The following is a 24,358-nucleotide window of genomic DNA, read 5'->3' on the forward strand; positions in this document are numbered from 1 at the left end:
CCCACCCGCACAATGGATTCCGAACGCGGAGTGTGATGGAAACGCGGAATGTGACGGAAGGGCGGCGTGACCCATGACCGTATGGGACGACCTCGTCGGGCAGGAGAAGGTGAGCGCGGTGCTCGAAGCCGCCGCACGGGACGCCGATGCCCTCGTCACGGCCGCCGCGGCCGACAAGCCGCTGCCCGAGACCTCGAAGATGACCCACGCCTGGCTGTTCACGGGTCCGCCCGGCGCGGGCCGCAACCAGGCGGCGCGGGCCTTCGCCGCGGCCCTGCAGTGCGTGAGCCCCGACCGCGCCCTCGGTGGTACGCCCGGCTGCGGCTTCTGCGACGGCTGCCACACCGCGCTGCTGGGCACGCACGCGGACGTCAATACGGTGGCCGCGGTCGGCTCCGAGATCCTGGTGAAGGACATGCGGGACACGGTCCGCAAGTCGTTCACCGCGCCGGCGACCGGCCGCTGGCAGATCATCCTGGTCGAGGACGCCGAGCGGCTGAACGAGAAATCGGCCAACGCCGTCCTCAAGGCGGTGGAGGAGCCCGCCCCGCGTACGGTCTGGCTGCTGTGCGCCCCCTCCATCGAGGACGTCCTGCCGACGATCCGCTCCCGCTGCCGCCACCTGAACCTGCGCACGCCGTCCGTCGACGCGGTCGCCGACATGCTCGTACGCCGTGACGGCATCGAACCCGGGATCGCCGCGTCGGCCGCCCGTGCGACGCAGGGCCACGTCGACCGGGCCCGCCGCCTGGCCACCGACCCGGCAGCCCGTGAGCGCCGCGCCGCCGTACTGAAGCTGCCCCTGCGTCTCGACGAGGTCGGCGCCTGTCTCAGAGCCGCACAGGAGCTGGTCGACGCGGCTGCCGAGGACGCCAAGCAGCTCGCCGAGGAGATGGACGGCAAGGAGACGGAGGAGTTGAAGGCGGCGTTGGGCGCGGCCCAGGGCGGCCGGCTGCCGCGCGGTACGGCGGGCGTGATCAAGGACCTCGAGGACATGCAGAAGCGTCGCAGAACCCGCACACAGCGCGACAGCCTCGACGTCGCCCTCGGCGACCTCACCGCTTTCTACCGCGACGTGCTCGCCCTCCAGCTCGGCTCCCGCGTGGCGATCGCCAACGCCGACGCCGAGGACGCGCTGGAGCGGCTCGCCCGGGGCAGCGCCCCGGAGTCCACACTCCGCCGCATCGAGGCGATCGGCGCGTGCCGCGAGGCCCTCGACCGCAATGTGGCTCCGCTGCTAGCGGTGGAGGCGATGACGATGGCGCTGCGGGCGGGATGACGGACGCGCAGAGCCTCCCGCACACCTGGGCGGCTGTGCCCGCAGCCGCCCGTGTCCCTCGTACGAGCACATCACCCCCACGCATTGCGCTCGATCCATCGCACAGCGTTACGCTCGCTTGATGCACACCAGGCCATCCCCCCGCCGGACCCGGAGCACCCGTACCCGGACGAAGGCCCGCCTCGGCGCCTCCCTCCTCGCGGCCGCCGCCCTGCTCGTGTCCGCCTGCTCTCCCGGGAGCTCGACCACCTCGGCCGGCGACACGGCGGAGGCGGCACTGGCCGCGCTGCCGCAGGCGACGCCGTCGGCGCTGTCGTCGTACTACACCCAGAAGTTGCGCTGGCGAAGCTGTGGTGTCCCCGGTTTCCAGTGCGCGACGATGAAGGCCCCGCTGGACTACGACAACCCCGGCTCGGGTGACGTCCGGCTCGCCGTCGCCCGCAAGAAGGCCACTGGCAAGGGCAAGCCGATCGGTTCGCTGCTGGTCAACCCGGGCGGCCCGGGCGGCTCGGCGGTCGAGTATCTGCAGAGTTACGCGGGTGTCGGCTACCCCTCGGACGTCCGCGCCCGCTACGACATGGTCGCGATGGACCCGCGGGGCGTCGCCCGCAGTGAGCCGGTGGAGTGCCTCGACGGCCGCCAGATGGACGCGTACACGCAGACGGACATGACGCCCGACGACCAGCATGAGCAGAACGCGCTGGTCACGGCGGACAAGAAGTTCGACGAGAGCTGCGGGGCACACTCGGCACGGCTGCTGCGGCACGTCTCCACCGTCGAGGCGGCGCGGGACATGGACATCCTGCGGGCGGTGCTGGGTGATCAGAAACTGAACTACGTGGGAGCGTCGTACGGCACGTTCCTCGGCGCGACGTACGCCGGCCTGTTCCCCGACCGGGCCGGCCGGATGGTCCTGGACGGCGCCATGGATCCCTCGATCATCGCCCGCGAGCTGAACCTGGACCAGACGGCGGGTTTCGAGACGGCGTTCCAGGCCTTCGCGAAAGACTGTGTGAAGCACCCCGACTGCCCGCTCGGCGGCAAGGGCACGACGCCCGCGCAGGTCGGCGACCACCTCAAGGCGTTCTTCCAGAAGCTGGACGCGCACCCGATCCCGGCGGGTGACGCGGACGGCCGCAAGCTCGGCGAGGCGCTGGCCACGACCGGGGTGATCGCGTCGATGTACGACCAGGCGGAGTGGGAGCAGCTGCGCGAGGCACTGAACTCGGCGATGAAGGAGAACGACGGCGCGGGCCTGCTCGCGCTCTCCGACAGCTACTACGAACGTGACGCGGGTGGCCACTACAGCAATCTGATGATGGCCAACGCCGCCGTGAACTGCCTGGACCTGCCGCCCGCCTTCACCGGCCCCGACCAGGTACGGCAGGCCCTCCCCACGTTCGAGAAGGCGTCCCCGGTCTTCGGCGCCCCCCTGGCCTGGGCCGCGCTGAACTGCACGTACTGGCCGGTGAAGGCCACGGGCACGTCGCACCGCATCAAGGCGAAGGGCGCGGCACCGATCGTGGTGGTCGGCACGACCCGCGACCCGGCGACCCCCTACCGCTGGGCCCAGTCCCTGTCCCGCCAGCTTTCCTCGGCGCGCCTGCTGACCTATGTCGGCGACGGCCACACCGCCTACGGCCGCGGCAGCGCCTGCATCGACACCGCGATCAACACCTACCTGATCCACGGCACCCCGCCGACCGCGGGAAAGCGCTGCTCATAGCCCTGTCACCCGCCCCGGAGTCCTCGCCTCCGGGGCGTGGTCGGAGCACTCCGGGAAACTGTGTAGACTTACCGACGTTGCCGATCGCACCATAGTGCGGACGGCGCGCCGCCTTAGCTCAGATGGCCAGAGCAACGCACTCGTAATGCGTAGGTCTCGGGTTCGAATCCCGAAGGCGGCTCCACTGAAACCCTGGTTCGGATCACTTCCGACCCGGGGTTTCATCGTTTCCGCCCGGTCCATGAGTGCTTCTGCCCCGGCTCCGAGTGCTTTCCCCCGGTCTTGTCCGCTTCTGTCCCGTTCCTGAGGGAACGCTCGGACAAAAGCGGAGCAAAGGGGCTGCAAAGTGAATGGGGGTCGGGTGAACCCGCGGAACTGAGGCAACATCTTGGTGAACGATGGGCGCCGCGCGGTCAGGACGGGGCGCCCCCGTCGGCCGGATGGGGTGAGGGACGTGGTGGAGCCGAGGATCGCGGTCGCCGTGGTGACCATGGGAAACCGGCCCGCCGAAGTCGATGCCCTGCTGGAGTCCGTGGCCAAGCAGGACCTCGCCCCCGCTCGCATCGTGATCGTCGGCAACGGCTGCCGGCTACCCGAGTTCGCCCGCCGGCTCTCGCTGCCCGGCGAAGTCACCACCGTCGACGTCGAGGACAACCTCGGATGCCCGGGCGGCCGGAACGTGGCCCTCGCCCGGCTGCGGGAGTTCGGGGACGTCGATGTCGTCGTGGAGCTGGACGACGACGGTCTGCTCGTCGACGCCGATGTGCTGCGCCGTGTGCGCGACCTGTACGCCGCCGATCCGCGTCTGGGCATCGTCGGTTTCCGCATCGCCGACGAGCACGGCGAGACCCAGCAGCGGCATGTGCCCCGGGTGGGGAAGTCGGATCCGATGCGCGGGGGCTACGTCACCGGGTTCCTCGGCGGCGGGCATGCCCTGAGCACCGCAATGCTGGCCGAGACCGGGGACTGGCCCGCCGAGTTCTTCTTCGCGCACGAGGAGACCGACCTCGCCTGGCGCGCAGCCGACGCCGGCTGGAAGATCCTCTACGCCCCCCAGCTGCTGCTCCAGCACCCCAAGACCTCGCCGGCCCGGCACGCCATCTACTACCGCGTCAACGCCCGCAACCGCGTCTGGCTGGTCCGCCGTCGGCTGCCGTTGCCCCTCGTCCCCGTGCACCTCGGCGTGTGGACGCTCCTCACCCTCGCCCGCACCCGCTCCCCGGCCGGGCTGAAGGCATGGTTCGCCGGGTTCATGGAGGGTCTGCGGGAGTCGGCCGGCGAGCGGCGGCCCATGCGCTGGCGGACGGTGTGGCGGCTGAGCCGGCTCGGGCGTCCGCCGGTCATCTGACAGCGTCTGACGATCGTCTGGCAGCGTCCGCCGGTCGTCCGAGGGGGCCGGTGGTCTGCGAAGGGAGACGGGACAGGGCCCCGGTCGTTCACCTCCGCCGACCGGGGCCCCTTGTGTCCCCGGATCCAGCCTGCGGCGACACTCCCCCGAGTTACGCGACATACGCGCGCGCCGTCGGGCCGGATCCGATGGAATGATCACATCAGGATGCGCCAACGGATCGCTAACATGTGGCCAACGGTTGGTCGGTGTGTCACGGGCTCGTTGGCCAGAACTCGCCGAGGGTACCGGAGGCAGGTCGTCAGACGGGCCGATCCGGGGCCGGTCCGGCCGGTAGAAGGTGGCGGGAAACCGCTGTGGGCAGGGCGGATTTCCGCCAGGGAACGGCGGGCACGCGCCCGCTGCGCAGCGCGGTCGGACCCGACCGCGCGGGAAGGCAGTGGAGCGGCGTGATGCGGCGGTGCGGGCTGCGGTTCGGACTGCTGGGACCACCGGTCCTGTATGACCGACCGCCGTACGAGATCTCGTACGGGAGCTCTCGAGAGACGTCGTACGAGAGGTCTCAAGAGACGTCGTGCGAGAGGCCGTACGAGACCCCTGGTTCCCCTTCCGGCGAGCCCGAGGCCCACGGCACCCGCTCCGTTCCTGGCGGCGACACTCCCGACGACACCCCCGACAACGGCGTCCGCGCCATCGGCAGTCCCAAAGTGCGTGCCCTGCTCGCAGCGCTGCTGCTGGAGGCTGGCCGGGTCGTGCCGGTCGAGTCGCTGAAGGACGCCCTGTGGGGCGGGGCGCCGCCCGTCTCCGCGCAGGCCTCCCTGCACAACCACGTCACCCGGCTGCGTCGGCTCCTGGACGACCCCGAGCGGCTGCGGGCCGTACCGCCGGGGTACGTGCTGCGCGTCGATCACGGCGAGCTGGACATGCATGTCTTCGACGCCCGGGTCGCCGAGGCGCGGGCCGCGCATGCCTGGCGGGACTGGGCGGGCGTCGTACGGGCGTGTACGGCCGGGCTCGCGCTCTGGCGCGGCGCCCCGCTGAGCGGGCTCCCCGTCGACCTCGGCGGCTATGCGCTGGTGCAGCGCCTGGAGGAGGCGCGGCTGCTCCTGCTGGAGTGGCGTTACGACGCCGAACTCTCCCTCGGTGGGGCGCGGTTGGCCGCGCTCGTGCCGGAGCTTGCGGCGCTCGTCGCCGAGTATCCGCTGCGTGAGGCGTACCACCGTCAGCTCATGCTCGCCCTGTACCGCACCGGCCGCCAGGCCGAGGCCCTCGCCGTCCATCGTGACCTGCGCGCCCGCCTGATCGAGGAACTGGGTGTCGAACCCGGCCCGGCGGTCCGTGAGGCGCATGCCGAGGTGCTGCGGGGGAACGGCGAGGGGCGGGAGCAGGGGGACACCGGCGGGGACGTCCGGCAGCAGGCGTCTGCCGGCGATGGGCGCGCGGGGGCCGCCGTCGAGGAGTCGCACGGGGACGGGCGGGAGGAGACCGAACCGGCCGCGCGGCAGACCCCGCGCCCGGCCCAGCTGCCCGCTCCGCCGGCCCACTTCACGGGGCGGGCCGACGCGCGTCGCGAGCTGTGGCACGCGCTCACCGAGCCGCCCGCGCCGGCCCCCGCCATCGCCGTGATCAGCGGCATGGCGGGCGTCGGCAAGAGCGCGCTAGCCCTGTATGTCGCACATGAGCTGAGGGAACGTTTCACCGACGGCCAGCTCTACGTCAACCTGCACGGCGCCACCCCCGGCATGACCCCGCTCACCGCCGCGCAGGCACTCGCCGCGCTGCTCCGGGACCTGGGTACCGAGCCCCGCAGCATCCCAGAACACCCGGATGCCGCAGCCGCGTTGCTCCGCTCGCTGCTCGCCCCGGCCCGGATCCTGCTGGTGCTGGACGACGCGGCGAACGCGGCCCAGGTACGGCCCCTGCTGCCGGCCGGTCCCGGCTGCGCGGTGATTGTCACCAGCCGCTCGCCGCTGACCGCTCTCGACGGCGCCCGGCGCTTTCCGCTCACCCCGTTGACCTGCGAGGACAGTGCGGCGCTGCTGCGCGCGGTGAGCGGACGCGACGGGTTGGGCGCCGGGCACGCGCTGGTCGAGCTGACCGGCCGGCTCCCGTTGGCCCTGCGCGTGGTCGCCGCCCGGCTCGCCGCCCGCCGGGCCCTCACCCCCGATGTGCTGGCGGGCCAACTCGCCGAGACCGGCGGCCGGTTGCGCCACCTCGAGTACGACGATCTGAGCGTCCGGCGCTCCCTGGCCGTCGCCCACGACTCGCTCGCCGCCGCCGAGCGGGAGGCCGACCGGGACGCGGCCCTCGCCCTGCGCCGCATCGGCGCGCTCGACCTGCCGACCTACGGCGCCCTGCTGATCGCCCGCCTCACCGGCACCGACGAACGCCGTGCCGAGGCCGCCCTCGACCGTCTCGTCGACGTCGCCCTCCTGGAGGAGACGACCTACGGCCGCTACGCCCCCCACGACCTGGTCCGCGACTTCGCCCGCGAACTGGCGGACAGCGGGCGGGGTGCCGGTGCGGGGGTACCGGGCGGGGTGTCGGACACGGGTGCGCGCGAGCGGGCGGGGCGGGGTGCCTGGGATGCGTGGTCCGGCGGCGGTACGGGGCGGGGCGCCTCGGACACGCGGTCGGGTGGAGCAACGGGGCAGGACGTCGCCGGGCGAGCCGTCTCTGCCGCCGCCCCTGCATCAGACCGCGCGGATACCGGCCCGCACCAGGACACACAGCGGGACGTCGACCGCTGGGCCGCCCCTGCCAGCGCTTCCGCGCCGTCTGCCGACAGGGCTGCCCACGCGGACACTCGTGTGCGCCGTGACGTCGACGGCAGGGGTGATTCTGTCGACACGTCCGCGCTGTCTGCCGACCGCGCTGCCGTCGCCGACGGCCGTGTGCGCCGTGACGTCGACGGCGGCAGTGACCCTGTCGACACCTCCGCGCTGTCCTCCGACCAGTCCGCCCCCGGCGGCACTCCTGTGGGCCGCGACGCCGAACGCCGGGGTGACTCCGCCGGCAGCCCCGTTCCCACCCCCACTCCTGCCCTCGACCCCGACCTGGTCGCCCTCCGCTGGTACGCCGCCGTGGCCGAGCGGATGCTTGAGGCGGTCGTGGAGCCCGGGCTCGATCAGGACGATCGCCGCCGGGCGACCTCCGCGCAGCCGGCGGAGCATGCGGCCGAGGTGGCGGCGCTGGGGTATTTCGGCTCCGCCGAGGAGGCCGTCGGGTGGGGTGAGGTGGAGCTGGAGAACATCGTCGCGCTGGTGGAGCGGAACGCGGACACCGCCGACGCGCACCGGGCGGCCTGGCTTTCGGTGCTCGCGCGGCTGCTCTTCCCCTACGTCCAGCGCAGCGGTCACGTCGCGGAGATGGAAGTGCTGGGACGAGCCGCGCTCAAGGCGGCGCGGCGGCTCGGGGACGCACCGGCCGAGGCGTACGCGCTGGGCGACCTCGCGGGCCTGTACTTCCTGACCGGCCGGCAGAAGGACGCCCTCGTCCTCACCGACCAGGCCCTGGAGATCTGGCGACGCGTCGATGTCGTCTCCAGGATCCGGCGTTGTCTGAACAACCGCGGGCTCCTGCTGGAGGGACTGGGCCGGTTCGCGGAGTCCGGGGAGGCGCTGCGGCAGAGCCTCGCGTACTCCCGGCAGTTGAACGACCCCTACGGCGAGGCCGTCACCCACAGCCACCTCGGCAACCTCTACGAGCACACCGACCCGCGTGCCGCCATCGAGCAGCACCGGCGCTCGCTGGCGATCGGCGACGCGATCGGCGCGGTCATCGTGCAGCACTCGGCACACTGCAACATCGGTTACGCCCACCTCGCCCTCGGCGAACCGGCCGCCGCAGCAGGGCACTTCGAGGAGAGCCTGCGTATCCTCGGCGGCGCCGGCGACTGGCACGGCGAGTCCCAGACCCGGCTCGGTCTGGTCCGTGCGCTGCGGCAGCTGGGGGAGACCGGGCGGGCGAGCGGTGAGTGCGCCGAACTGCTGCAGCGCGCCGATGCCCGTGCCGACGCCTACATGGGCGCTCTCGCCCGGCATCAGCACGGGCTGCTGCTGCGCGAGCAGGGCCGGCGGGCGGAGGCGTACGACGCCTGGCGCGCGGCGCTCGCGGCGCTGGACGGCACGGACGAGCAGACGGTGCTGGGCGAGCTGCGGGCACTGCTCGCCGAGGACCGGCCGCACCGGACCAAGGCCCCCTGATCCGCGCTCACTTGGCGTCGGCATAGCACTCCACCACCGCCGTCGTGAACGGGAACCGCACCGGGGTCTCGCCGAAGGTCAGCCGTCCGGCGAGGTCGGCGGAGGCGCGGATGGCCTGCACGACGGTGTCGGCCTCCTCGGCAGGGCAGTGCACGATCACCTCGTCGTGCTGGAAGAAGACCAGCTCGGCCTTGAGGTCCGCGCAGGCCCGGCGGAGCGCGGCGAGCATCAGCAGGGCCCAGTCCGCGGCGCCTCCCTGGACGACGAAGTTCCGCGTGAAACGGCCCCGCGCGCGGGAGTTGGCCGAGGCGTAGCCCGGGACCCAGGCCTGGCCGTCCGCCGCCGGTGCCTCCGTGTCGTCCTCGCCGAGGGGGATGCCCGCCTCCTCGGCCGCGTCCTCGCCGGACCCGGCTGCCGGCGGGCAGGTCCGGCCCAGCCAGGTGCGCACGAGCCGGCCCTCCTCGCCCGCGCGGGCGGCCTCGTCGACGTAGGCGACGGCCTTCGGGAAGCGGCGGCGGAGCGCGGCCAGGTTCTTCAGACCGTCGCCGGAGGTCTGGCCGTAGACCGCGCCGAGCACGGCGAGCTTGGCCTGGTCGCGGTCGCCGGAGAAGGCGTGCTCGGACACGGACTGATAGAGATCGCTCGCGCGGCCGGCGACCTCCATCAGTCCGGGATCGCGGGAGACGGCGGCGAGCACGCGCGGCTCCATCTGGTCGGCGTCGGCCACCACCAGCCGCCAGCCGGGGTCGGCGACCACGGCCCGGCGGATCACCTTGGGGATCTGCAGTCCGCCCCCGCCGTTGGTCACCCAGCGCCCGGTGACCGTGCCGCCGGCGAGGAACTCGGGGCGGAAGCGGCCGTCGTGCACCCAGTCCTGGAGCCAGGACCAGCCGTGCGCCACCCAGATGCGGTACAGCTTCTTGTACTCCACCAGGGGTGCGACGGCCGGGTGGTCGACGGACTGGATCTCCCAGCGGCGGGTCGAGCGCACCTTGATCCCGGCCTGTGCGAAGGCCTTGATCACATCGGCGGGCAGATCGGGGCGCACCCGGCGCCCGAAGGCGGCGGACACCTCGTCGGCCAGCTCGGCCAGGCGGCGCGGCTCGCCACCGCCCGCGTACCGCTCGCCCAGCAGGTCGTGCAGCAGCTCGCGGTGGACCTCGGCGCTCCAGGGCAGACCCGCGCGGTTCATCTCGGCGGCCACCAGCATCCCGGCCGACTCGGCGGCCGTCAGCAGCCGCATCCGGTCGGGGTGGGCCGTGCGCTCGTGCCGCCGCAACTGCTCGGCGTAGACCGCGAGGAGGTCGGTCAGGGGCAGACGGGCGCCGGTGGGCTCGAACAGTGGGGACTGGGCGCCCGGTTCGGCCGCGCGCTGCGGCGGGTCGGGCGGTACGGGGCCGCCCCGGAGGCGGGCCAGGGCGGCGGCGGCCGAGCGTGGCTCGCCGTGCCGGCCCTCGTGACCCAGCAGGAGTGTCTCGGCGTCCTCGATGTCGTAGCACCGCTCCACTCGCACCCCCGTGGCGAGCAGACGCGGGTAGACCTCGGGGGTGGACCGCCACACCCAGCGCGTCACCTCCGGGCGGCTCCGCACCGCCCCGGCGAGATCGCTCTCCCGCCGAACCGGCCCGGCGGGCAGCCCGTCCGGGCCGAGGGGGGCGACGTCCACGCCACCGTCCTCGGCCGGCGCGAGTGCCCACCGGTCGGTCATGAACGCGAGTGTGGCAGGCGGGTCTGACAATCGCCCTGAACTGCGGTTTCATCCCGCGACCGCGTCGCAGGCCGCCGTCCTCGACCGAGTCGCGGGCCGCTTTCCTGGACCGAGTCGCCGGCGGCATTCCTCGGGCCTGTCGCCGGCCGCCGTCCTCGGCCTCCGCGACGACTGCTGTCCTCGGCGGGCGGTCTCAGTCCTCGGCGGAGTCCGACCCGTCCGACCCCTCCCCGGCTCCCGGCATCTTCTGTTCCGTCAGCAGTGACATCATCTTGGCGATGTGCCGCTCGGTTCCGGGCTTGGTGATGCCGAGGCCGTTGAGGACGCCCTCGCCGTTCTCCTGTTCCAGGAGCGCGAGCAGGATGTGCTCGGTGCCGATGTAGTTGTGGCCGAGCCGCAGGGCCTCGCGGAAGGTCAGTTCCAGGGCCTTCTTGGCCTCGGGGCCGTAGGGGATCAGATCGGGTACGTCGTCCGCGGCGGGCGGGAGCGCGGCCGTCGCGGCCTGGCGTACGGAGTCCAGCAGGACGTTCTGCGCGGTGATCGCCTTCGCCGCCATGCCCTCCGGCTCGGCCAGGAGCCCGAGGACCAGGTGTTCGGGGCGGCCCTCGGGGTTGCGGGCCGCCACCGCCTCGTTGTGCGCGGCCATGACGACGTTCCGCGCGCGCGTGGTGTAGCGGCTGAAGCCCTGGCTGAGGTCGAGGTCGGCGGACTCCTTCGACACGAACCGCTTCTGCGCCGCCTGCCGGGTCACGCCCATGCTCCGGCCGATCTCGGACCAGGACGCGCCCGAGCGTCGCGCCTGGTCGACGAAGTGGCCGATCAGATGGTCGGCCACGTCACCGAGGTGGTCGGCGGCGATCACCGCGTCCTGGAGCTGGTCGAGGGGTTCGGGATGAACCTTCTTGATGGCCTCGATGAGGTCGTCGAGGCGTACGGATGACGTGATGTTCGGGTTGGTCGCCATGTGTCAACCGTAGGTTGCACCCCTCATGCTGTCAACCGATGGTTGACAGTCTGGTTTTCCTGTCGAACGGGCCCCGTCGCCGGGTCGTTCGCCCGCCCTCGCGCCGTCACTTCGGCGTGGCCGCCAAGCGCACCGCCAGCCCCGCGAACACCGTCCCGCTGAAGTAGTCCAGGCCCCGGGCCACCCGTCGGCTGCGCCGCAGCAGCGCGGTGAGCTTCCCGGAGAGCAGTCCGACCGAGCCGTCGACCAGCACGCCCATCACCGTGATCGTGCACCCCAGGACGAGGAACTGCTCGCGCACGTGTCCGAGGGCGGGGTTCACGAACTGCGGCAGGAAGGAGACGTTGAAGAGAATGACCTTCGGGTTGAGCAGGTTGGTGACGGCTCCCCGCCAGAACGCGCGCCGGCGTCCGGGCCCGGGATCCGCCCCCGTCCCCTCGCCGTTGCCGTCGTCGCCGCGGAACGCCTTGACCGCGAGGAACAGCAGATAGGCCGCGCCGGCCCAGCGCAGCGCGTGATAGAGCGCCGGCAGGGTCAGGAACAGCGCCGACAGCCCGAGCGACGCGGCGACCGCGTGCACGAACATCGCGCAGGCGACCCCGACGGCCGCCGTCAGCCCGGTCAGGGGTCCGCCCCGGCCGCCCACCGCCACGATGAACATCATGTCGGGCCCCGGGGTCATGCAGAGTGCGAAGGCGGCGATCAGGAACGCCGCGTAGAGAGACGTGTCCACCATGCCCTCATGCTTGATGACCCCACGCGCGCGTGGGGCCGAATTCCAGGGTCCGAGACGCCGGTCGCCGACTCAGGGCCGCTCGTGCTCGTACATCACCACCAGCACGCCGTGCACCGGCTGGCCCGCGCCGTCCTCCTGCGTGCCGTCCACCAGCTCGGCCAGCGTGTCGCGCAGCTGTCGGGCCCGCTCGGGGGTCAGTCGCAGGTGACGCAGGCTCAGCAGGTGCTCCTCGGGGGAGCGGTCGACCTCCTGCGCCACGGCGTTCAGCAGGGCGGCGCGGTCGGCGGCGCGCGGCTCGGCGACCCGCAGGCGCCGCCCGGTCCGCCGGTAACGGTGCTCGGTGCCGCCCCGGACCGTGCGGGTCTCGGCGATGTGCACGAGCCCCGCCGTGTGCAGCGTCTTCAGGTGGTGCGCCACGCTTCCCTTGGCCACGCCGAGCCGCACCGCCAACTGGCTGATCGTGGCGGCCTCGTGGGTCAGCGTGAAGAGCAGCCGCTGTCGCAGGGGGTGGGCGAGCGCGGCGAACTGCTCGGGCGTGGAGATGTCCAGCACGCCGTCGTTCCGTACGTCGTCGTCCGGTGTGCTGTCGTTCACGCTCCGGTCCGGCGCGCCCTCGGCGCCCTGCCCGGTCGGCTCCGGTTCGGTCATGGCGTAAGCGTCTAATCTTCTTGACGCTTTCGCAAGTCCGGTGCTGTACTCCCTGTCATGACCACGCAGACGCCCTCGCCCGCCCTCGTCATCGACGTGCCGGCCGTCGTCGAGGAGACCGCGCAACTCCTCGTCGCCCACTACGTCTTCCCGGAGCCGGCGGACCGGCTCGCCGCCCTGCTGCGCCGCCGGCTGTCCGAGGGGGCGTACGACACCGCCGACCCGGCGGAACTCGGTGCCCGCGTCACCGCCGACCTCCAGTCGGAGAACGGGGATCCGCATCTGAGCCTGAAGTTCCACCCCGAGCGGCTGCGGCCGGACGCCGGCGAGGTGAATCCCGACGTGCTGCGCCAGCAGTTCACCGCGTCCCTGGGCGGCGTACCGCGCGTGCAGCTGCTGCCGGGCGGGGCCGTGCTGCTCGAACTCGCCCCGCTGCTCTACCGGCTCGACTGGTCGGCGGAGCCCCTGTCGGCCGCGCTCACGCTGGCCGCGCGCGCGGACACGCTGATCCTGGACCTGAGAGGTACGGTCGGCGGTTACCCGGACACCGTCGCGTTCGTGTGCAGTTACCTCCTGGACGAGCGGACCCACCTGAACACCCAGTACTGGCGCGAGGGGGAGCGGTACGAGCAGTACTGGACCCTGCCGCACGTCCCCGGCGCCCGTTTCGGCGGCACCAAACCGGTCTACGTCCTCACCAGCGGCCGTACCTTCTCCGGTGGTGAGGAACTCGCGTACAACCTCCAGCAGTTGGGGCGCGCGGTGATCGTGGGGGAGGTCACCCGGGGCGGCGCGCATCCGCGCGGGGGCTGGGCGGTGCACCCGCATCTGGAGGCCACGATCCCGGTCGGCCGCTCGATCAACCCGGTCTCCGGAACCAACTGGGAGGGCACGGGCGTACGTCCCGACGTCCCCTGCCCGGCGGACACGGCCCTGGACCGCGCCCTGCAACTCCTGCGGCCGGCCGCCCGCGCCTGACCGTCCCCGGCGGCCCCGGGCGGCGCACGACCGGAGATGATCACTCCGGAGCCGTCCTCCCGGTCCGTGGTCCCGCCGCCCACTACCGTGGTCCCGGCCCGTCGGCGCGTGGGCCCGCTCCCGAACGCTTATCCACAGGCTGTGGACGAAGCCCGGCCCGCTGTCGGTGGGGCATGGCACCATCGACGATGTGACCAGCACTGCCAGCACCGTCGAGCACGCCTTCCGGGCCGCGCTGTACGACGACACCGACACCGGCCTCGACACGGGTGCCTCCCTGCTCGCCGCCGACCCCGCCGCGGACGTCGAACTCACGCGGCGCGGCGAGGAGTTCGTCGCGGTGGCCTGGCAGCGCGGCTGGCAGCCCGCCGATGTCGTACGGCTGGTCCGGCGCGAGTCGGCGGACGCGCACGTACGCCTGGCCGCCGCGCTGATCCGGGCGCAGGCCGGGCGGGACCGTCCGCGCGGGCGCCGCTGGACCGCCCAGCTGGCGGAGCTGCCGGAGGGCCCCGCGCCCGAGGCCGACCGCTTCTCGCAGGCCACGACGGCGCTGGAGCTGTACCGACTGCTGCTGCGCCTGCCCGCCCTGGAGCCGCTGGAGGAGCCCCGTCGCACGGCCGGCCCGGCCGCCTCCCGCATGCTCGCCCGGATCCGCGCGCTACTCGCCAAGGCCGAGGCGACCGGGTACCCGGAGGAGGCGGAGGCGCTCAGTGCCAAGGCGCAGGAGCTGATGGCCCGGCACAGCGTCGACGAGGCGCTGCTCGCCGCCGAGGCGCCCGCCCCGGACGCGCCCGGAGCCTGCCGGATCGGGGTCGAGCCGCCGTACGAACAGGCCAAGGCCGTGCTGCTGGACGCGGTGGCGGGCGCGAACCACTGCCGCGCGGTGTGGAACGAACCGCTCGCCTTCTCCACGGTCGTCGGCTTCGAGGCGGACCTGGAAGCGGTCGAGCTGCTCTACACCTCGCTGCTGGTGCAGGCCACGCACGCGATGGCCAGGGCGGAGGCCGCGCAGAGAGCGGGCGGCCGTAAGCGGACCAAGACCTTCCGGCAGTCGTTCCTCGCGGCCTACGCCCACCGCGTGGGAGACCGGCTCGCGGCCGTCGCCGAGACCCAGGTCAGCCAGGATCTGCTGCCGGTCCTGGCCACCCGGGAGATAGCCGTCACCGACCGGCTGGAGCGGATGTTCCCCGAGACCACCACGACCCGGCTGCGCGGGGTGAGCGACGCGGCCGGGTGGACGGAGGGCGCGCGGGCGGCGGACCGGGCGCAGGTCAAGTCCCGCCCCCGGCTCGGCTGAACGTCAGTCGCCGGCCTGCTGGAAGGCGCTCACCGAGGCGTTCGGGCCGCTGCCCTGGCCGGCGACGGGGCCGTACGACCAGGGGAAGCTCCGGGAGGTGGCGGTGCCGGGCAGGGTGATCTTCACGGTCTTGGCGTCCAGGCTGGTCTTGTCGCCCGCCTTGCCGCGCACGTAGGAGATGGTGAAGGTCGCCGAGTCGCCCTTGGCGAGCCTCAGTTTCTGGGCCTTGGCGCCCTTGAGCACGGGCACCTTGGCCTCGGTGCCACCGGCGCCGAGCACCACGTTCGCGAAGTCGTCCAGGGTGCAGGGGGCGCTCTGGTTGGTCATGCTGACCGGGATCTCGCCCGTGTCCCCGGCGCCGGGGGCCACACTCGCCGAGCCGATCTGCAGGGAGACTCCGCCGATCTCGCAGGCCGAGCTGCTGCTGCCGCCGCCGCTCTTGCTCCCGCCGCCGTTGCAAGCGGTCAGCAGCAGGGCGGCGGCGAGGGCGGTGACGGTGAGCGGAATGGCGCGCATGAGCAGGTCCCATCGAGGTCGTGACGGTGCCCCTGCATCATGGCGCCTGTCCCGCGGCTCTGTTCGCCCACCCCTGCGGAATCACCGCTTCAGGTGGGTCCACCGCCCGAAGTCAACGCACCGGCTGACGCGGGAGTCAACACGCCGCCCGACGTACCGCCCGCTCCAGTCGGCGCGCCGCAGCGGCGGGTTCACCCCCGCGAAGTCACCGACGGGAACGGCGTCACTTCTTCAGGTGGCTGGGCGGCACCGCCGGCAGCTTGCCGCCCTCCGCCCTGGTGTACGTCTCCTGGCCCGTCCTGCCCGACCAGGTCACCTTCATGGACTTGGCGTCGACCGATTCGACCATGCCGGTCACGCGCTGCTTGTTGCCGTCGGCGCAGGCCAGATGGATCATCTGCATCCCCGCCTCCTTGCCCGCGGCGCCCTGGCACCAGTCCTTCTGGCCGGTCACGAAGAGCCCGGCCTTCTTCCCGCTGACCACCAGGGCCACGATCTTGCCGCCGCTCGTGGTGATCCAGCTGCCCTGGAGCTTGCCGGACGCGCTGGTGACGGCTCCGGAGCCCGAGGTCGAGACGGGGGTCGCGCTCGGCGTGGAGGAGGCGGTCTTGCCGCCGCCCCCACTGCACGCGGTCAGTGCGGCGAGCGCGCCCACCATCCCCGCGGCCACGGCGGCGGTCCGCACCCTTGCAGTCGCAGAAGTCACCGGAAAGCTCCCAAGCTGTAGCGTCCGGCCGCCCTCGGCCGGACGGCCCGCAGCAAGCTACCAGCAGTCACCAGGAGGACTTCCGGACGCCGGGCAGGAATCCGTTGTGAGCCTGCTCGCGCAGGTTTACCCGGGACAGCCCGAAGGTGCGCAGGTAGCCGCGCGGGCGGCCGTCCACCTGGTCGCGGTTGCGCACGCGCGTGGCACTCGCGTCGCGTGGCTGACGGCGCAACTCGCCCTGCGCGGCGCGCCGTTCGGCGTCCGTGGACGACGGCCGGCGGATGATCTCCTTCAGTTCGGCGCGCCGGGCGGCGTACCGGGCGACGGTCTCCCGGCGCCGCTCGTTCTTGGCGATCTTGCTCTTCTTCGCCATCAGACCCTTACCCCCCGGGCGCGGATCCGGGCCACGGCCGCCTCGACGCCGATCGCGTCCACGGTCTTCACGGCCCTGGCGCTCAGCCGCAGCCGGACGTACCGGCCTTCGCCGGGCAGCCAGTAGCGCTTGCTCTGAATGTTGGGGTCGAAGCGGCGCGAGGTGCGCCGGTGGGAGTGCGAGATGCGGTTGCCGAAGCCCGGCCGGGCCCCGGTCAGCATGCAGTGAGCGGACACGGTGACGTAGCTCTCCTCAGGCATTGCTGCTAATGGAATTCATTTTCAGTAAGATACCAGCATGGCACGCAACGAACTCCGCCCGGTCATCAGGCTCCGGTCCACCGCCGGGACCGGCTACACCTACGTGACCCGCAAGAACCGCCGCAACGACCCGGACCGTATGACGCTGCGCAAGTACGACCCGGTCGCCGGCCGGCACGCCGACTTCCGAGAGGAGCGCTGAGCCACCGCCATGCGCAAGGGAATCCACCCGGACTACGGGCCCGTCGTGTTCCGTGACCGTGCCGCCGGCCACGCCTTCCTCACGCGGTCGACCATGACGAGCGAGAAGACGGTCGAGTGGGAGGACGGCACCACCTGCCCGGTGGTCGACGTCGAGATCTCGAACGTCAGCCACCCCTTCTGCACCGGCACCGCGCGCGTGCTGGACACCGCCGGGCGCGTGGAGCGCTTCGAGCGCCGGTACGGGAAGCGGGGCGGCGCGTGAGCCTGGCGGTGGCCGTCGTCGGCGGGCTGCACACCGACGCACGCAAGGCGGCCGTCGAGCGGTTGCTCGCCGACGTGCCCGGCAGCGTCGTACTCCATCACGACCTGGCGACGGCCGTCGCCGGCACGGTCGTGCGCACGGTCCGCGACCGGGGCGGCGTCCTGTCCGCGGGCGAGGCGCCGCTGGTCAACGACTGCGCGTGCTGCGCGCTGCGCGAGGATCTGGTGCCGGAGCTGCGCCGGCTCGCCGACGAGGGCACGACCCGGCTCGCGGTCGTCGAGCTGTGGGACTCGGTCGAGCCCAAGGCGATGGCGGAGGTGGTCGCGTCCGGCGGGCTGACCGTCACGGCCGTGATCACCGCCGTGGACCCGGCGCTGGTGCTGCCGTACCTCGGCAACGGCGACGACCTCGCCGAGGCCGGTCTCGCCGCGGCGGCCACCGACCAGCGCACGATCGCCGACACCTTCGCCCGGCAGCTCGAGTACGCCCCCGTCCTCGCTGTCGCCGACTCCCCGGAGGCCGACGACGAGGACCGCGAGCTGCTCGCGCAGCTCCACCCGACGGCCCGCCAGGTCCCGATCGGTGCCGTGGCCGGCTCGGACGCGCCGGCGTCTGCCGCCTCCCCGCTGGCGCGGGCCGCCCTGGCCGGTTTCGACGTGGAGGCCGCGGCGGCCGCCCAGCATCCGGCCTGCGCCCTGCTGCCCGCCGAGGCCGACGAGCACGGTGTCTCGACCCTGGTCTGGCACCGCCGCCGGCCCTTCCATCCGGAGCGGCTGTACGCCGCGCTGGAGGATCTGACCTGCGCCGCGGCCCGCAGCCGGGGCAGGTTCTGGCTCGCCGACAAGCCCGACGTGCTGCTCCACTGGGACGCGGCCGGCGGCGCGCTGTGCGTGGAGAGCGCGGGGCCGTGGCTGGCGGGGCTGCCGGACGCCGCCTGGGAGCTGGTGCCGCCGGTGCGCCGGGCCGCCGCCGCGCTGGACTGGCATCCGGAGCACGGCGACTGCTGCAACCACCTGGTCTTCACCTCGCCCGGTCTCGACCGGGACGGACTCGCGCACCTGCTGGAGTCCTGCCTGCTCACCGATGCCGAGTACGCCGCCGGACGCGATGCCTGGAAGCGGCTCCCGCCCGCCTTCGACACCCTGCTGGAGATCTGATGCCCCGCACGCCCGACCGCAAGCCCGTTCGCAGCCGTCCGAACCCCCTGGACCAGGCCGGGGTCACGTACCTCGACTACAAGGACACCGACCTGCTCCGGAAGTTCGTCTCGGACCGCGGCAAGATCCGCAGCCGCCGTGTCACCCGGGTCACCGCGCAGCAGCAGCGGCTGCTCGCGCGGGCGATCAAGAACGCCCGGGAGATGGCGCTGCTGCCGTACTCCAGCAGGTGAACACGTATGGGTAGGCAATCTCCTACGGTTGACGCGTAGGGCATCGCCTACCTATTCTCCGGGCATGACCATCACGCACGCCTCATTCGTCACGCTTCCCGTCTCCGACCAGGACCGCGCGCTGCGCTTCTACCGGGACGTCCTGGGGCTGGAGGTCACCGCCGACCGGGACATGCCCCAGGGCCGCTGGCTCCAGGTGGCCCCCGCGGGCGCCCGGACCGTCTTCACGCTCGCCGGGCCGGGCATGGGCGGTTTCGAGCCCGGCTCCGCGCGGGGGATCATGTTGGTCACGACCGACGTCGACGCGGACTGTGCCCGGCTCGCCGAGGCCGGGATCGCCGTGCAGGGTCCGGACGAGCTCCCCTGGGGCCGCATGGCCTTGTTCACGGACCCCGACGGCAACGGTCTTGCGCTGCTGACGGAGAAGGAAGGCTTCTGACCGCTCGATGAACGGGACGGGTACCGCCGCCGAGGACCGGGTCTTCGCCGCGCTGGCCAACGCCACTCGCCGCGAGGTGCTGCGGCTGCTGCGCGAGCGCGGACCGCAGCCGGTCCAGGCGCTCGCCGACCACTTCGAGATGCGCCGCCCGAGCCTCTCGGAACACCTCAAGGTGCTCCGGGAGGCCGGCCTCGTCTCCGAGCAGCGCTCCGGGCGGCAGCGCATCTACCGCCTCGAGGCCGCCCCGCTCGCCGAGGTGCAGGACTGGCTCCATCCGTACGAGCGGTTCTGGCGCGACCGGCTGAGGGGCCTCGGCGATCTGCTCGACCGTATGCCCGACGATGACCGGTCATGAGCCGCGAACCCGATGACGACCTGACGACCATCCGCGTCGACCGGTTCTTCCCGCATCCGCCCGCCAAGGTCTGGCGCGCCCTGACCGACCCCGAGCTGCTCGCCCGCTGGCAGATGCCCGGGGCCGAGGGCTTCCGGCTGGAGGTCGGGCATCGGTACCGGATGACCTCCGTCCCGCGTCCCAACTCCCGCTTCTCCGGCGTCGTGGAGGTGCGGGTCCTCGCCTACGACGTCGAGCGGATGCTGTCCGTCCGCTGGGCGGACGCCGATCCGGCCAACCCCGCCGACTGGACGATCACGTGGACCCTGGAACAGGAAGGGCGCGGTACGCGTCTGTTCCTAGTGCACGAGGGATTCGATCCGGACGACCCGGCGCAGCTGATGGCACGGAACATCATGGACGGGGGTTGGCGGGGGCATGTCCTGCCTGCGCTGGGGCAGACGCTGGAACGACTTCGCTGATGCGGGCGTCTCCCCGACGGGTAAAGCGGACGTCAAACCTGTAACCGTGGGACCACCGCGCGTGCACGTGCATCTGCTCATGCATCCGCACGTGAACGGGGTTATGATCCGGGTCAGTTGACTACAGCATCTATGGCCACACCAGCCAGTGCACCACCGGGGAGCGACCTGTGGACCGCGACGTTGACGGCACGTACGGGGGGTACGACGTGTACAACGGCATGGCTGCCACGCAGCTGGACGGCGTGGCCTGGCAGAAGAGCAGGCACAGCAACTCGCAGGGATCCTGCGTGGAGTTCGCCCGGCTGCCGGGCGGCGAGGTCGCCGTACGCAACTCGCGCTTCCCGGACGGGCCCGCGCTCGTCTACACGCGCGCGGAGATCGAGGCCATGCTCCTCGGCATCAAGGACGGCGAGTTCGACCATCTGATCGCGAGCTGACGCGCCGATGCCGGCGGGCGGGGCGGCCGGCAACGATGTCGGGGTCAGGGCGTCGAGGTGAGGACCGGGGTGCTGCCGGGGCATGAGAAACCGTCGCGGCAGACGTGCGGATGACGGGTGACGCGCGTAGAAAACGTGCGTCCGTCGGTGCCGTTCCGTGTCAGCGGACCGGCCGGAGGCGGAACAGGGCCCAGACGACCTTGCCGTCGAGCGTGCCGGCGAGCGGGTGCCAGCCCCAGCTGTCGGCGAAGGAGTCGACCAGGAACAGCCCCCGCCCGGACTCGGCCGAGAAGTCGTCCGAGTCGCGCGGCACCGGCGTCTCGTGGCTCGGGTCGCGCACCGCGCACACCAGTCGCTCGGTCCAGCGCATCAGATGCAGCCGTACGGCCGGGGTGTGCGGCTCGCAGCCGTGCCCCTGCCCCTGGTCGGCCGGGACCGCGTGGCGCAGGGCGTTGGTGACGAGTTCGGAGACGACGAGGCATATGTCGTCGAAGCGGTCGCCCACGTCCCATTGGTCGAGGGTGGCGCGGGTGAAACGCCGGGCCTCGCGCACCGCTTCGTAGCGGGCGGGCAGGGCGCAGGAGGCGGCATCCGACACGGCCGCGGGATCCAGCGGCGGAAGGCCCTGCCGTAACGGCTTGAGCATGGTCGATCCATTCGTTCCCATGCGAGGCACTCCCGGGAATTCGCGGTCGTTGCGATGCAGCGGTGGCGCGGCACCATGGTTTCGGATGCGCAGAGCAGATGCAAGGGCAGATGCACGTGCACGCGACCGAAATGGCACTGCCCGTACCGCTTGTTGGCCATTTTTTCTGCCATCTTTACGACGCTTGTCGCCAGTGGTCCTGACCTCTTCCCGGCCAGGTGCAGGCAGAAACGGCTCAGCTCTTTCCGTTTCCGTAACCGGACGAGTACTGCTCGAAGTGTTTTAGTGGCAGACTGCGGGCCCTGAAGACGGTTGGGGAGGCTGGCGAACGTGAGCGCGGGAGAGCCTGGATCGGTGGTGCGGCGGATGCTGCTCGGCTCGCAACTCAGGCGGCTGCGTGAGGCGCGGGGTATCACGCGCGAGAAGGCGGGGTACTCGATCCGCGCCTCCGAGTCGAAGATCAGCCGTATGGAGCTGGGCCGGGTGAGCTTCAAGACCAGGGACGTGGAAGACCTGCTGACGCTGTACGGCATCACGGCCGAGGCGGAGCGCGAATCGCTGCTCTCCCTCGCGCGCGAGGCCAACGTGGCGGGCTGGTGGCACAGTTACACCGACGTCCTGCCCAGCTGGTTCCCCACCTACGTAGGCCTGGAGGGCGCCGCCTCCCTGATCCGCGCCTACGAGGTGCAGTTCGTCCACGGCCTCCTCCAGACCGAGGAGTACGCGCGCGCGGTGGTCCGGCGCGGGATGAAGGGCGCGGGCCCGGACGACGTCGAGCGCCGCGTGGCCCTGCGCCTGGAGCGGCAGCGGTATCTGCTCGCCGACCGCGCCGGCGAGGTCCCCGAGTTCCACATCGTGCTCGACGAGGCCGCCCTGCGCCGCCCGTACGGCGACCGCGCGGTGATGCGCGGCCAGCTCCAGCACCTCATCGACATCTCCGAGCGCCCCAACGTACGGCTCCAGGTCATGCCGTTCAGCTTCGGCGGGCACTCCGGCGAGAGCGGCGCCTTCACGATCCTGAGCTTCCCGGACGCCGACCTGTCCGACGTGGTCTACCTGGAACAGCTGACCAGCGCCCTCTATCTGGACAAGCGCGAGGACGTCGCCCAGTACGAGCAGGCGCTCAAGGAGCTCCAGCAGGACAGCCCGGGCACCGACGAGAGCCGGGACCTGCTGCGAGGACTCCTTCAACTCTCTTGAAACGCAAGTACGATGACGTGCGATCAGACCGTGACCGGGATCTGGCTCCGCTAGTGATTGAGGGATCACATGTCGTCCTACTTCAGCGACCTGGCCCAGCAGTACATCGACGGTGAATGGCGTCCGGGCACGGGCTCCTGGGACGTGATCGACTTCAACCCCTACGACGACGAGAAGCTCGCCTCGATCACGGTGGCCACGATCGACGAGGTGGACCAGGCCTACCGGGCCGCCGCCCGCGCCCAGAAGAAGTGGGCCGAGACCAACCCCTACACCCGGCGCGCGGTCTTCGAGCGGGCGCTTCGGCTGATAGAGGACCGTGAGCAGGAGATAGCCGACCTGATCGTCGCGGAACTGGGCGGCACGCGCGTGAAGGCCGGTTTCGAGCTGCACCTCGCCAAGGAGTTCCTGCGCGAGTCGGTCCACCTCGCGCTGCGCCCCGAGGGCAAGATCCTGCCCTCCCCTGTCGACGGCAAGGAGAACCGCGTCTACCGGGTGCCGGTGGGTGTCGTGGGTGTGATCAGCCCCTTCAACTTCCCGTTCCTCCTCTCGCTGAAGTCGGTCGCCCCGGCGCTCGCGCTCGGCAACGGCGTGGTCCTCAAGCCGCACCAGAACACCCCGATCGCCGGCGGCACCCTGATCGCGAAGATCTTCGAGGAGGCCGGGCTGCCCGGCGGCCTGTTCAACGTCGTCGTCACCGACATCGCCGAGATCGGCGACGCCTTCATCGAGCACCCCGTCCCGAAGGTCATCTCCTTCACCGGCTCCGACAAGGTCGGCCGGCACGTCGCCACCGTCTGCGCCAGGAACTTCAAGCGCTCGGTGCTCGAACTGGGCGGCAACAGCGCGCTGGTGGTCCTCGGCGACGCCGACATCGACTACGCGGTGGACGCGGCCGTCTTCAGCCGGTTCGTCCACCAGGGCCAGGTCTGCATGGCGGCCAACCGGGTCCTCGTGGACGCTTCCGTCGCCGACGAGTTCACCGAGAAGTTCGTCGCCAAGGTCCGCACCCTGAAGACCGGTGACCCGCGTGACCCGCAGACCGTCATCGGCCCCGTGATCAACTCCCAGCAGGCGAACGCCATTTCGGCCGCCGTCGAGCAGGCGCTCGCCGAGGGCGCCACGGCCCTGGTGCGGGGGGCCGCGGAGGGCAACCTGGTCGCGCCCAGCGTGCTCACCGACGTACCGGCCGCGTCCGCGCTGCTCCAGCAGGAGATCTTCGGCCCGGTCGTCTTCCTCATCCCGTTCGACGGCGAGGAGGAGGCGGTCCGCATCGTCAACGACACCCCGTACGGCCTGAGCGGCGCCGTCCACACGGGCGACATCGAGCGGGGCGTCGCCTTCGCCAAGCGGATCGACACCGGCATGTTCCACGTGAACGACGGCACGGTCCACGACGAGCCGCTCGTCCCGTTCGGCGGCGAGAAGCACTCGGGCCTCGGCCGCCTGAACGGCGAGACGACGCTGGAGGCCTTCACGACCATCAAGTGGATCTCGGTCCAGCACGGCCGCAGCGGCTTCCCGTTCTGACCCTCTCCCGGTCTTTCTCGCCCTTCTCCGCCAGCCGGGCCATTGAGGACAGGATCTGACCTCGATGGCCCGTAGCTTCGGTGATGTCAGGGGCGAATCGCTCCGGCGGCACCCAGGAAAGGCGGCCGGTCATGGTCACACACGTACCCGCAGAGGCACAGGGCGACGAGCGCGGCGCGCTGCTCGCGTTCATCGAGGAGCAGCGCGGCGGCATCCGCCGGGCGCTGCTCGGGCTGACGGAGGAGCAGGCCCGCACCCGCCCGAGCGCGAGCGAGCTGTCGCTCGGCGGGCTGCTCAAGCACGTCGCCGAGGTCGAGCAGGGCTGGATCGCGCGGGCGAAGCAGGAGCCGCCGGCGATCCGGCGCGACCAGTCGAACTGGCACGAGACGTTCCAGCTGGCCGATGACGAGACGGTGGCCTCGCAGCTGGCTTACTGGGAGCAGGTCGCCGCCGAGACGGAGAAGTTCATCCGCTCCGCGCCGAGCCTGGACGACACCTTCCCGCTGCCGCCCGACCCCTGGTTCCCGCCGGAGGGCCGGGTCTCGCTGCGCTGGCTGTGTCTGCACCTGATTCGCGAGACGGCCCGGCACGCCGGCCACGCCGACATCGTCCGGGAGTCGCTGGACGGGAAGACGGCGTTCGAGCTGGTGGCCCTGGAGCAAGCCGGATAGTCGTACGGCAATAACC

At 72.0% G+C, this 24,358-nt stretch carries 26 protein-coding genes and 1 tRNA gene; 18 read left to right on the top strand and 9 right to left on the bottom strand.

What is annotated here, in order from left to right; all coding sequences use genetic code 11:
* Window positions 1–73: 73 nt before the first annotated feature.
* From ADK64_RS07515 to ADK64_RS07535, 5 genes are all read left to right on the top strand, one after another.
* Window positions 74–1,279, top strand: coding sequence for a DNA polymerase III subunit delta' (locus ADK64_RS07515; protein WP_053656339.1), 1,206 nt, complete (start codon window positions 74–76; stop codon window positions 1,277–1,279).
* Window positions 1,280–1,400: 121 nt separating this feature from the next.
* Window positions 1,401–3,005 (top strand): alpha/beta hydrolase, encoded by a 1,605-nt coding sequence (locus ADK64_RS07520; protein WP_053656341.1) that lies wholly within the window; start codon window positions 1,401–1,403, stop codon window positions 3,003–3,005.
* Between the two features lie 107 nt (window positions 3,006–3,112).
* Window positions 3,113–3,189: transfer RNA gene (locus ADK64_RS07525), tRNA-Thr, on the top strand.
* Between the two features lie 270 nt (window positions 3,190–3,459).
* Window positions 3,460–4,353 (top strand): glycosyltransferase family 2 protein, encoded by an 894-nt coding sequence (locus ADK64_RS07530; RefSeq protein ID WP_078992537.1) that lies wholly within the window; start codon window positions 3,460–3,462, stop codon window positions 4,351–4,353.
* 452 nt (window positions 4,354–4,805) lie between these two features.
* Window positions 4,806–8,558: a BTAD domain-containing putative transcriptional regulator gene (locus ADK64_RS07535; protein ID WP_053656344.1), complete on the top strand. Its 3,753-nt coding sequence runs from the start codon at window positions 4,806–4,808 to the stop codon at window positions 8,556–8,558.
* Window positions 8,559–8,565: 7 nt separating this feature from the next.
* On the opposite strand, the gene ADK64_RS07540 is transcribed toward ADK64_RS07535, so the two are convergent.
* The 4 genes from ADK64_RS07540 to ADK64_RS07555 form a co-directional block, all read right to left on the bottom strand.
* Complete coding sequence (locus tag ADK64_RS07540; RefSeq protein ID WP_053656345.1) at window positions 8,566–10,266, bottom strand: bifunctional 3'-5' exonuclease/DNA polymerase; 1,701 nt, start codon at window positions 10,264–10,266, stop codon at window positions 8,566–8,568.
* Window positions 10,267–10,459: 193 nt separating this feature from the next.
* Window positions 10,460–11,230: a Clp protease N-terminal domain-containing protein gene (locus ADK64_RS07545; RefSeq protein WP_053656347.1), complete on the bottom strand. Its 771-nt coding sequence runs from the start codon at window positions 11,228–11,230 to the stop codon at window positions 10,460–10,462.
* Window positions 11,231–11,336: 106 nt separating this feature from the next.
* Window positions 11,337–11,966, bottom strand: coding sequence for a LysE family translocator (locus tag ADK64_RS07550; RefSeq protein ID WP_053656350.1), 630 nt, complete (start codon window positions 11,964–11,966; stop codon window positions 11,337–11,339).
* 69 nt (window positions 11,967–12,035) lie between these two features.
* Window positions 12,036–12,614 (bottom strand): ArsR family transcriptional regulator, encoded by a 579-nt coding sequence (locus ADK64_RS07555; RefSeq protein WP_078992538.1) that lies wholly within the window; start codon window positions 12,612–12,614, stop codon window positions 12,036–12,038.
* Window positions 12,615–12,671: 57 nt separating this feature from the next.
* Between ADK64_RS07555 and ADK64_RS07560 the strand changes: the two genes are divergently transcribed.
* Together ADK64_RS07560 and ADK64_RS07565 are read left to right on the top strand one after the other, a co-directional pair.
* Complete coding sequence (locus ADK64_RS07560) at window positions 12,672–13,592, top strand: S41 family peptidase (RefSeq protein ID WP_053656352.1); 921 nt, start codon at window positions 12,672–12,674, stop codon at window positions 13,590–13,592.
* 190 nt (window positions 13,593–13,782) lie between these two features.
* Window positions 13,783–14,889: a DUF2786 domain-containing protein gene (locus ADK64_RS07565; protein ID WP_199829519.1), complete on the top strand. Its 1,107-nt coding sequence runs from the start codon at window positions 13,783–13,785 to the stop codon at window positions 14,887–14,889.
* Between the two features lie 3 nt (window positions 14,890–14,892).
* Here the strand turns inward: ADK64_RS07565 and ADK64_RS07570 are convergent, their stop codons facing one another.
* The 4 genes from ADK64_RS07570 to rpmB all read right to left on the bottom strand — a co-directional run bounded on the left by ADK64_RS07570 (window position 14,893) and on the right by rpmB (window position 16,720).
* Window positions 14,893–15,405 (bottom strand): DUF4232 domain-containing protein, encoded by a 513-nt coding sequence (locus ADK64_RS07570; protein ID WP_053656356.1) that lies wholly within the window; start codon window positions 15,403–15,405, stop codon window positions 14,893–14,895.
* 223 nt (window positions 15,406–15,628) lie between these two features.
* Complete coding sequence (locus ADK64_RS07575) at window positions 15,629–16,111, bottom strand: hypothetical protein (RefSeq protein WP_234384492.1); 483 nt, start codon at window positions 16,109–16,111, stop codon at window positions 15,629–15,631.
* 67 nt (window positions 16,112–16,178) lie between these two features.
* Complete coding sequence (rpsN, locus tag ADK64_RS07580) at window positions 16,179–16,484, bottom strand: 30S ribosomal protein S14 (RefSeq protein WP_053656358.1); 306 nt, start codon at window positions 16,482–16,484, stop codon at window positions 16,179–16,181.
* On the bottom strand, window positions 16,484–16,720 hold the full coding sequence (rpmB, locus tag ADK64_RS07585; protein WP_053656491.1) for a 50S ribosomal protein L28: 237 nt from the start codon (window positions 16,718–16,720) through the stop codon (window positions 16,484–16,486). Before rpmB ends, rpsN begins: the two co-directional genes overlap by 1 nt.
* Before the next feature lie 61 nt (window positions 16,721–16,781).
* On the opposite strand from rpmB, the gene rpmG reads away from it, so the two are divergent.
* The 8 genes from rpmG to ADK64_RS07625 all read left to right on the top strand — a co-directional run bounded on the left by rpmG (window position 16,782) and on the right by ADK64_RS07625 (window position 20,295).
* The gene (gene rpmG / locus ADK64_RS07590; RefSeq protein ID WP_053656360.1) at window positions 16,782–16,946 is read left to right on the top strand and encodes a 50S ribosomal protein L33; all 165 of its coding nucleotides are present in this window, start codon (window positions 16,782–16,784) and stop codon (window positions 16,944–16,946) included.
* Window positions 16,947–16,955: 9 nt separating this feature from the next.
* Entirely contained in the window at window positions 16,956–17,210 is a 255-nt protein-coding gene (locus ADK64_RS07595; RefSeq protein WP_053656362.1) for a type B 50S ribosomal protein L31, read from the top strand.
* Window positions 17,207–18,367 carry a CobW family GTP-binding protein gene (locus ADK64_RS07600; protein WP_053656364.1) on the top strand — a complete coding sequence of 387 codons (1,161 nt, stop codon included), beginning with the start codon at window positions 17,207–17,209 and terminating at the stop codon, window positions 18,365–18,367. Before ADK64_RS07595 ends, ADK64_RS07600 begins: the two co-directional genes overlap by 4 nt.
* Window positions 18,367–18,600 (top strand): 30S ribosomal protein S18, encoded by a 234-nt coding sequence (rpsR, locus tag ADK64_RS07605; protein ID WP_053656366.1) that lies wholly within the window; start codon window positions 18,367–18,369, stop codon window positions 18,598–18,600. Before ADK64_RS07600 ends, rpsR begins: the two co-directional genes overlap by 1 nt.
* 64 nt (window positions 18,601–18,664) lie before the next feature.
* Entirely contained in the window at window positions 18,665–19,039 is a 375-nt protein-coding gene (locus ADK64_RS07610; protein WP_053656368.1) for a VOC family protein, read from the top strand.
* A gap of 7 nt (window positions 19,040–19,046) precedes the next feature.
* A complete protein-coding gene (locus tag ADK64_RS07615) occupies window positions 19,047–19,394 on the top strand; it encodes an ArsR/SmtB family transcription factor (RefSeq protein ID WP_053656371.1) in 348 nt (115 codons plus the stop codon).
* Window positions 19,391–19,855 (top strand): SRPBCC family protein, encoded by a 465-nt coding sequence (locus ADK64_RS07620; protein ID WP_053656373.1) that lies wholly within the window; start codon window positions 19,391–19,393, stop codon window positions 19,853–19,855. The genes ADK64_RS07615 and ADK64_RS07620 overlap by 4 nt, the downstream gene beginning before the upstream one ends.
* Before the next feature lie 221 nt (window positions 19,856–20,076).
* Window positions 20,077–20,295, top strand: coding sequence for a DUF397 domain-containing protein (locus ADK64_RS07625; RefSeq protein ID WP_221509208.1), 219 nt, complete (start codon window positions 20,077–20,079; stop codon window positions 20,293–20,295).
* Between the two features lie 160 nt (window positions 20,296–20,455).
* On the opposite strand, the gene ADK64_RS07630 is transcribed toward ADK64_RS07625, so the two are convergent.
* The gene (locus ADK64_RS07630; protein ID WP_234384493.1) at window positions 20,456–20,962 is read right to left on the bottom strand and encodes an ATP-binding protein; all 507 of its coding nucleotides are present in this window, start codon (window positions 20,960–20,962) and stop codon (window positions 20,456–20,458) included.
* 345 nt (window positions 20,963–21,307) lie between these two features.
* Between ADK64_RS07630 and ADK64_RS07635 the strand changes: the two genes are divergently transcribed.
* The 3 genes from ADK64_RS07635 to ADK64_RS07645 all read left to right on the top strand — a co-directional run bounded on the left by ADK64_RS07635 (window position 21,308) and on the right by ADK64_RS07645 (window position 24,342).
* Window positions 21,308–22,141 (top strand): helix-turn-helix domain-containing protein, encoded by an 834-nt coding sequence (locus tag ADK64_RS07635; protein ID WP_053656378.1) that lies wholly within the window; start codon window positions 21,308–21,310, stop codon window positions 22,139–22,141.
* A gap of 69 nt (window positions 22,142–22,210) precedes the next feature.
* Window positions 22,211–23,671 (top strand): aldehyde dehydrogenase family protein, encoded by a 1,461-nt coding sequence (locus tag ADK64_RS07640; protein WP_053656381.1) that lies wholly within the window; start codon window positions 22,211–22,213, stop codon window positions 23,669–23,671.
* Window positions 23,672–23,802: 131 nt separating this feature from the next.
* Entirely contained in the window at window positions 23,803–24,342 is a 540-nt protein-coding gene (locus ADK64_RS07645; protein ID WP_053656383.1) for a DinB family protein, read from the top strand.
* Window positions 24,343–24,358 lie beyond the last annotated feature (16 nt).

The sequence above is a fragment of the Streptomyces sp. MMG1121 genome, from assembly GCF_001280015.1.
Taxonomy (GTDB): Bacteria; Actinomycetota; Actinomycetes; order Streptomycetales; family Streptomycetaceae; genus Streptomyces.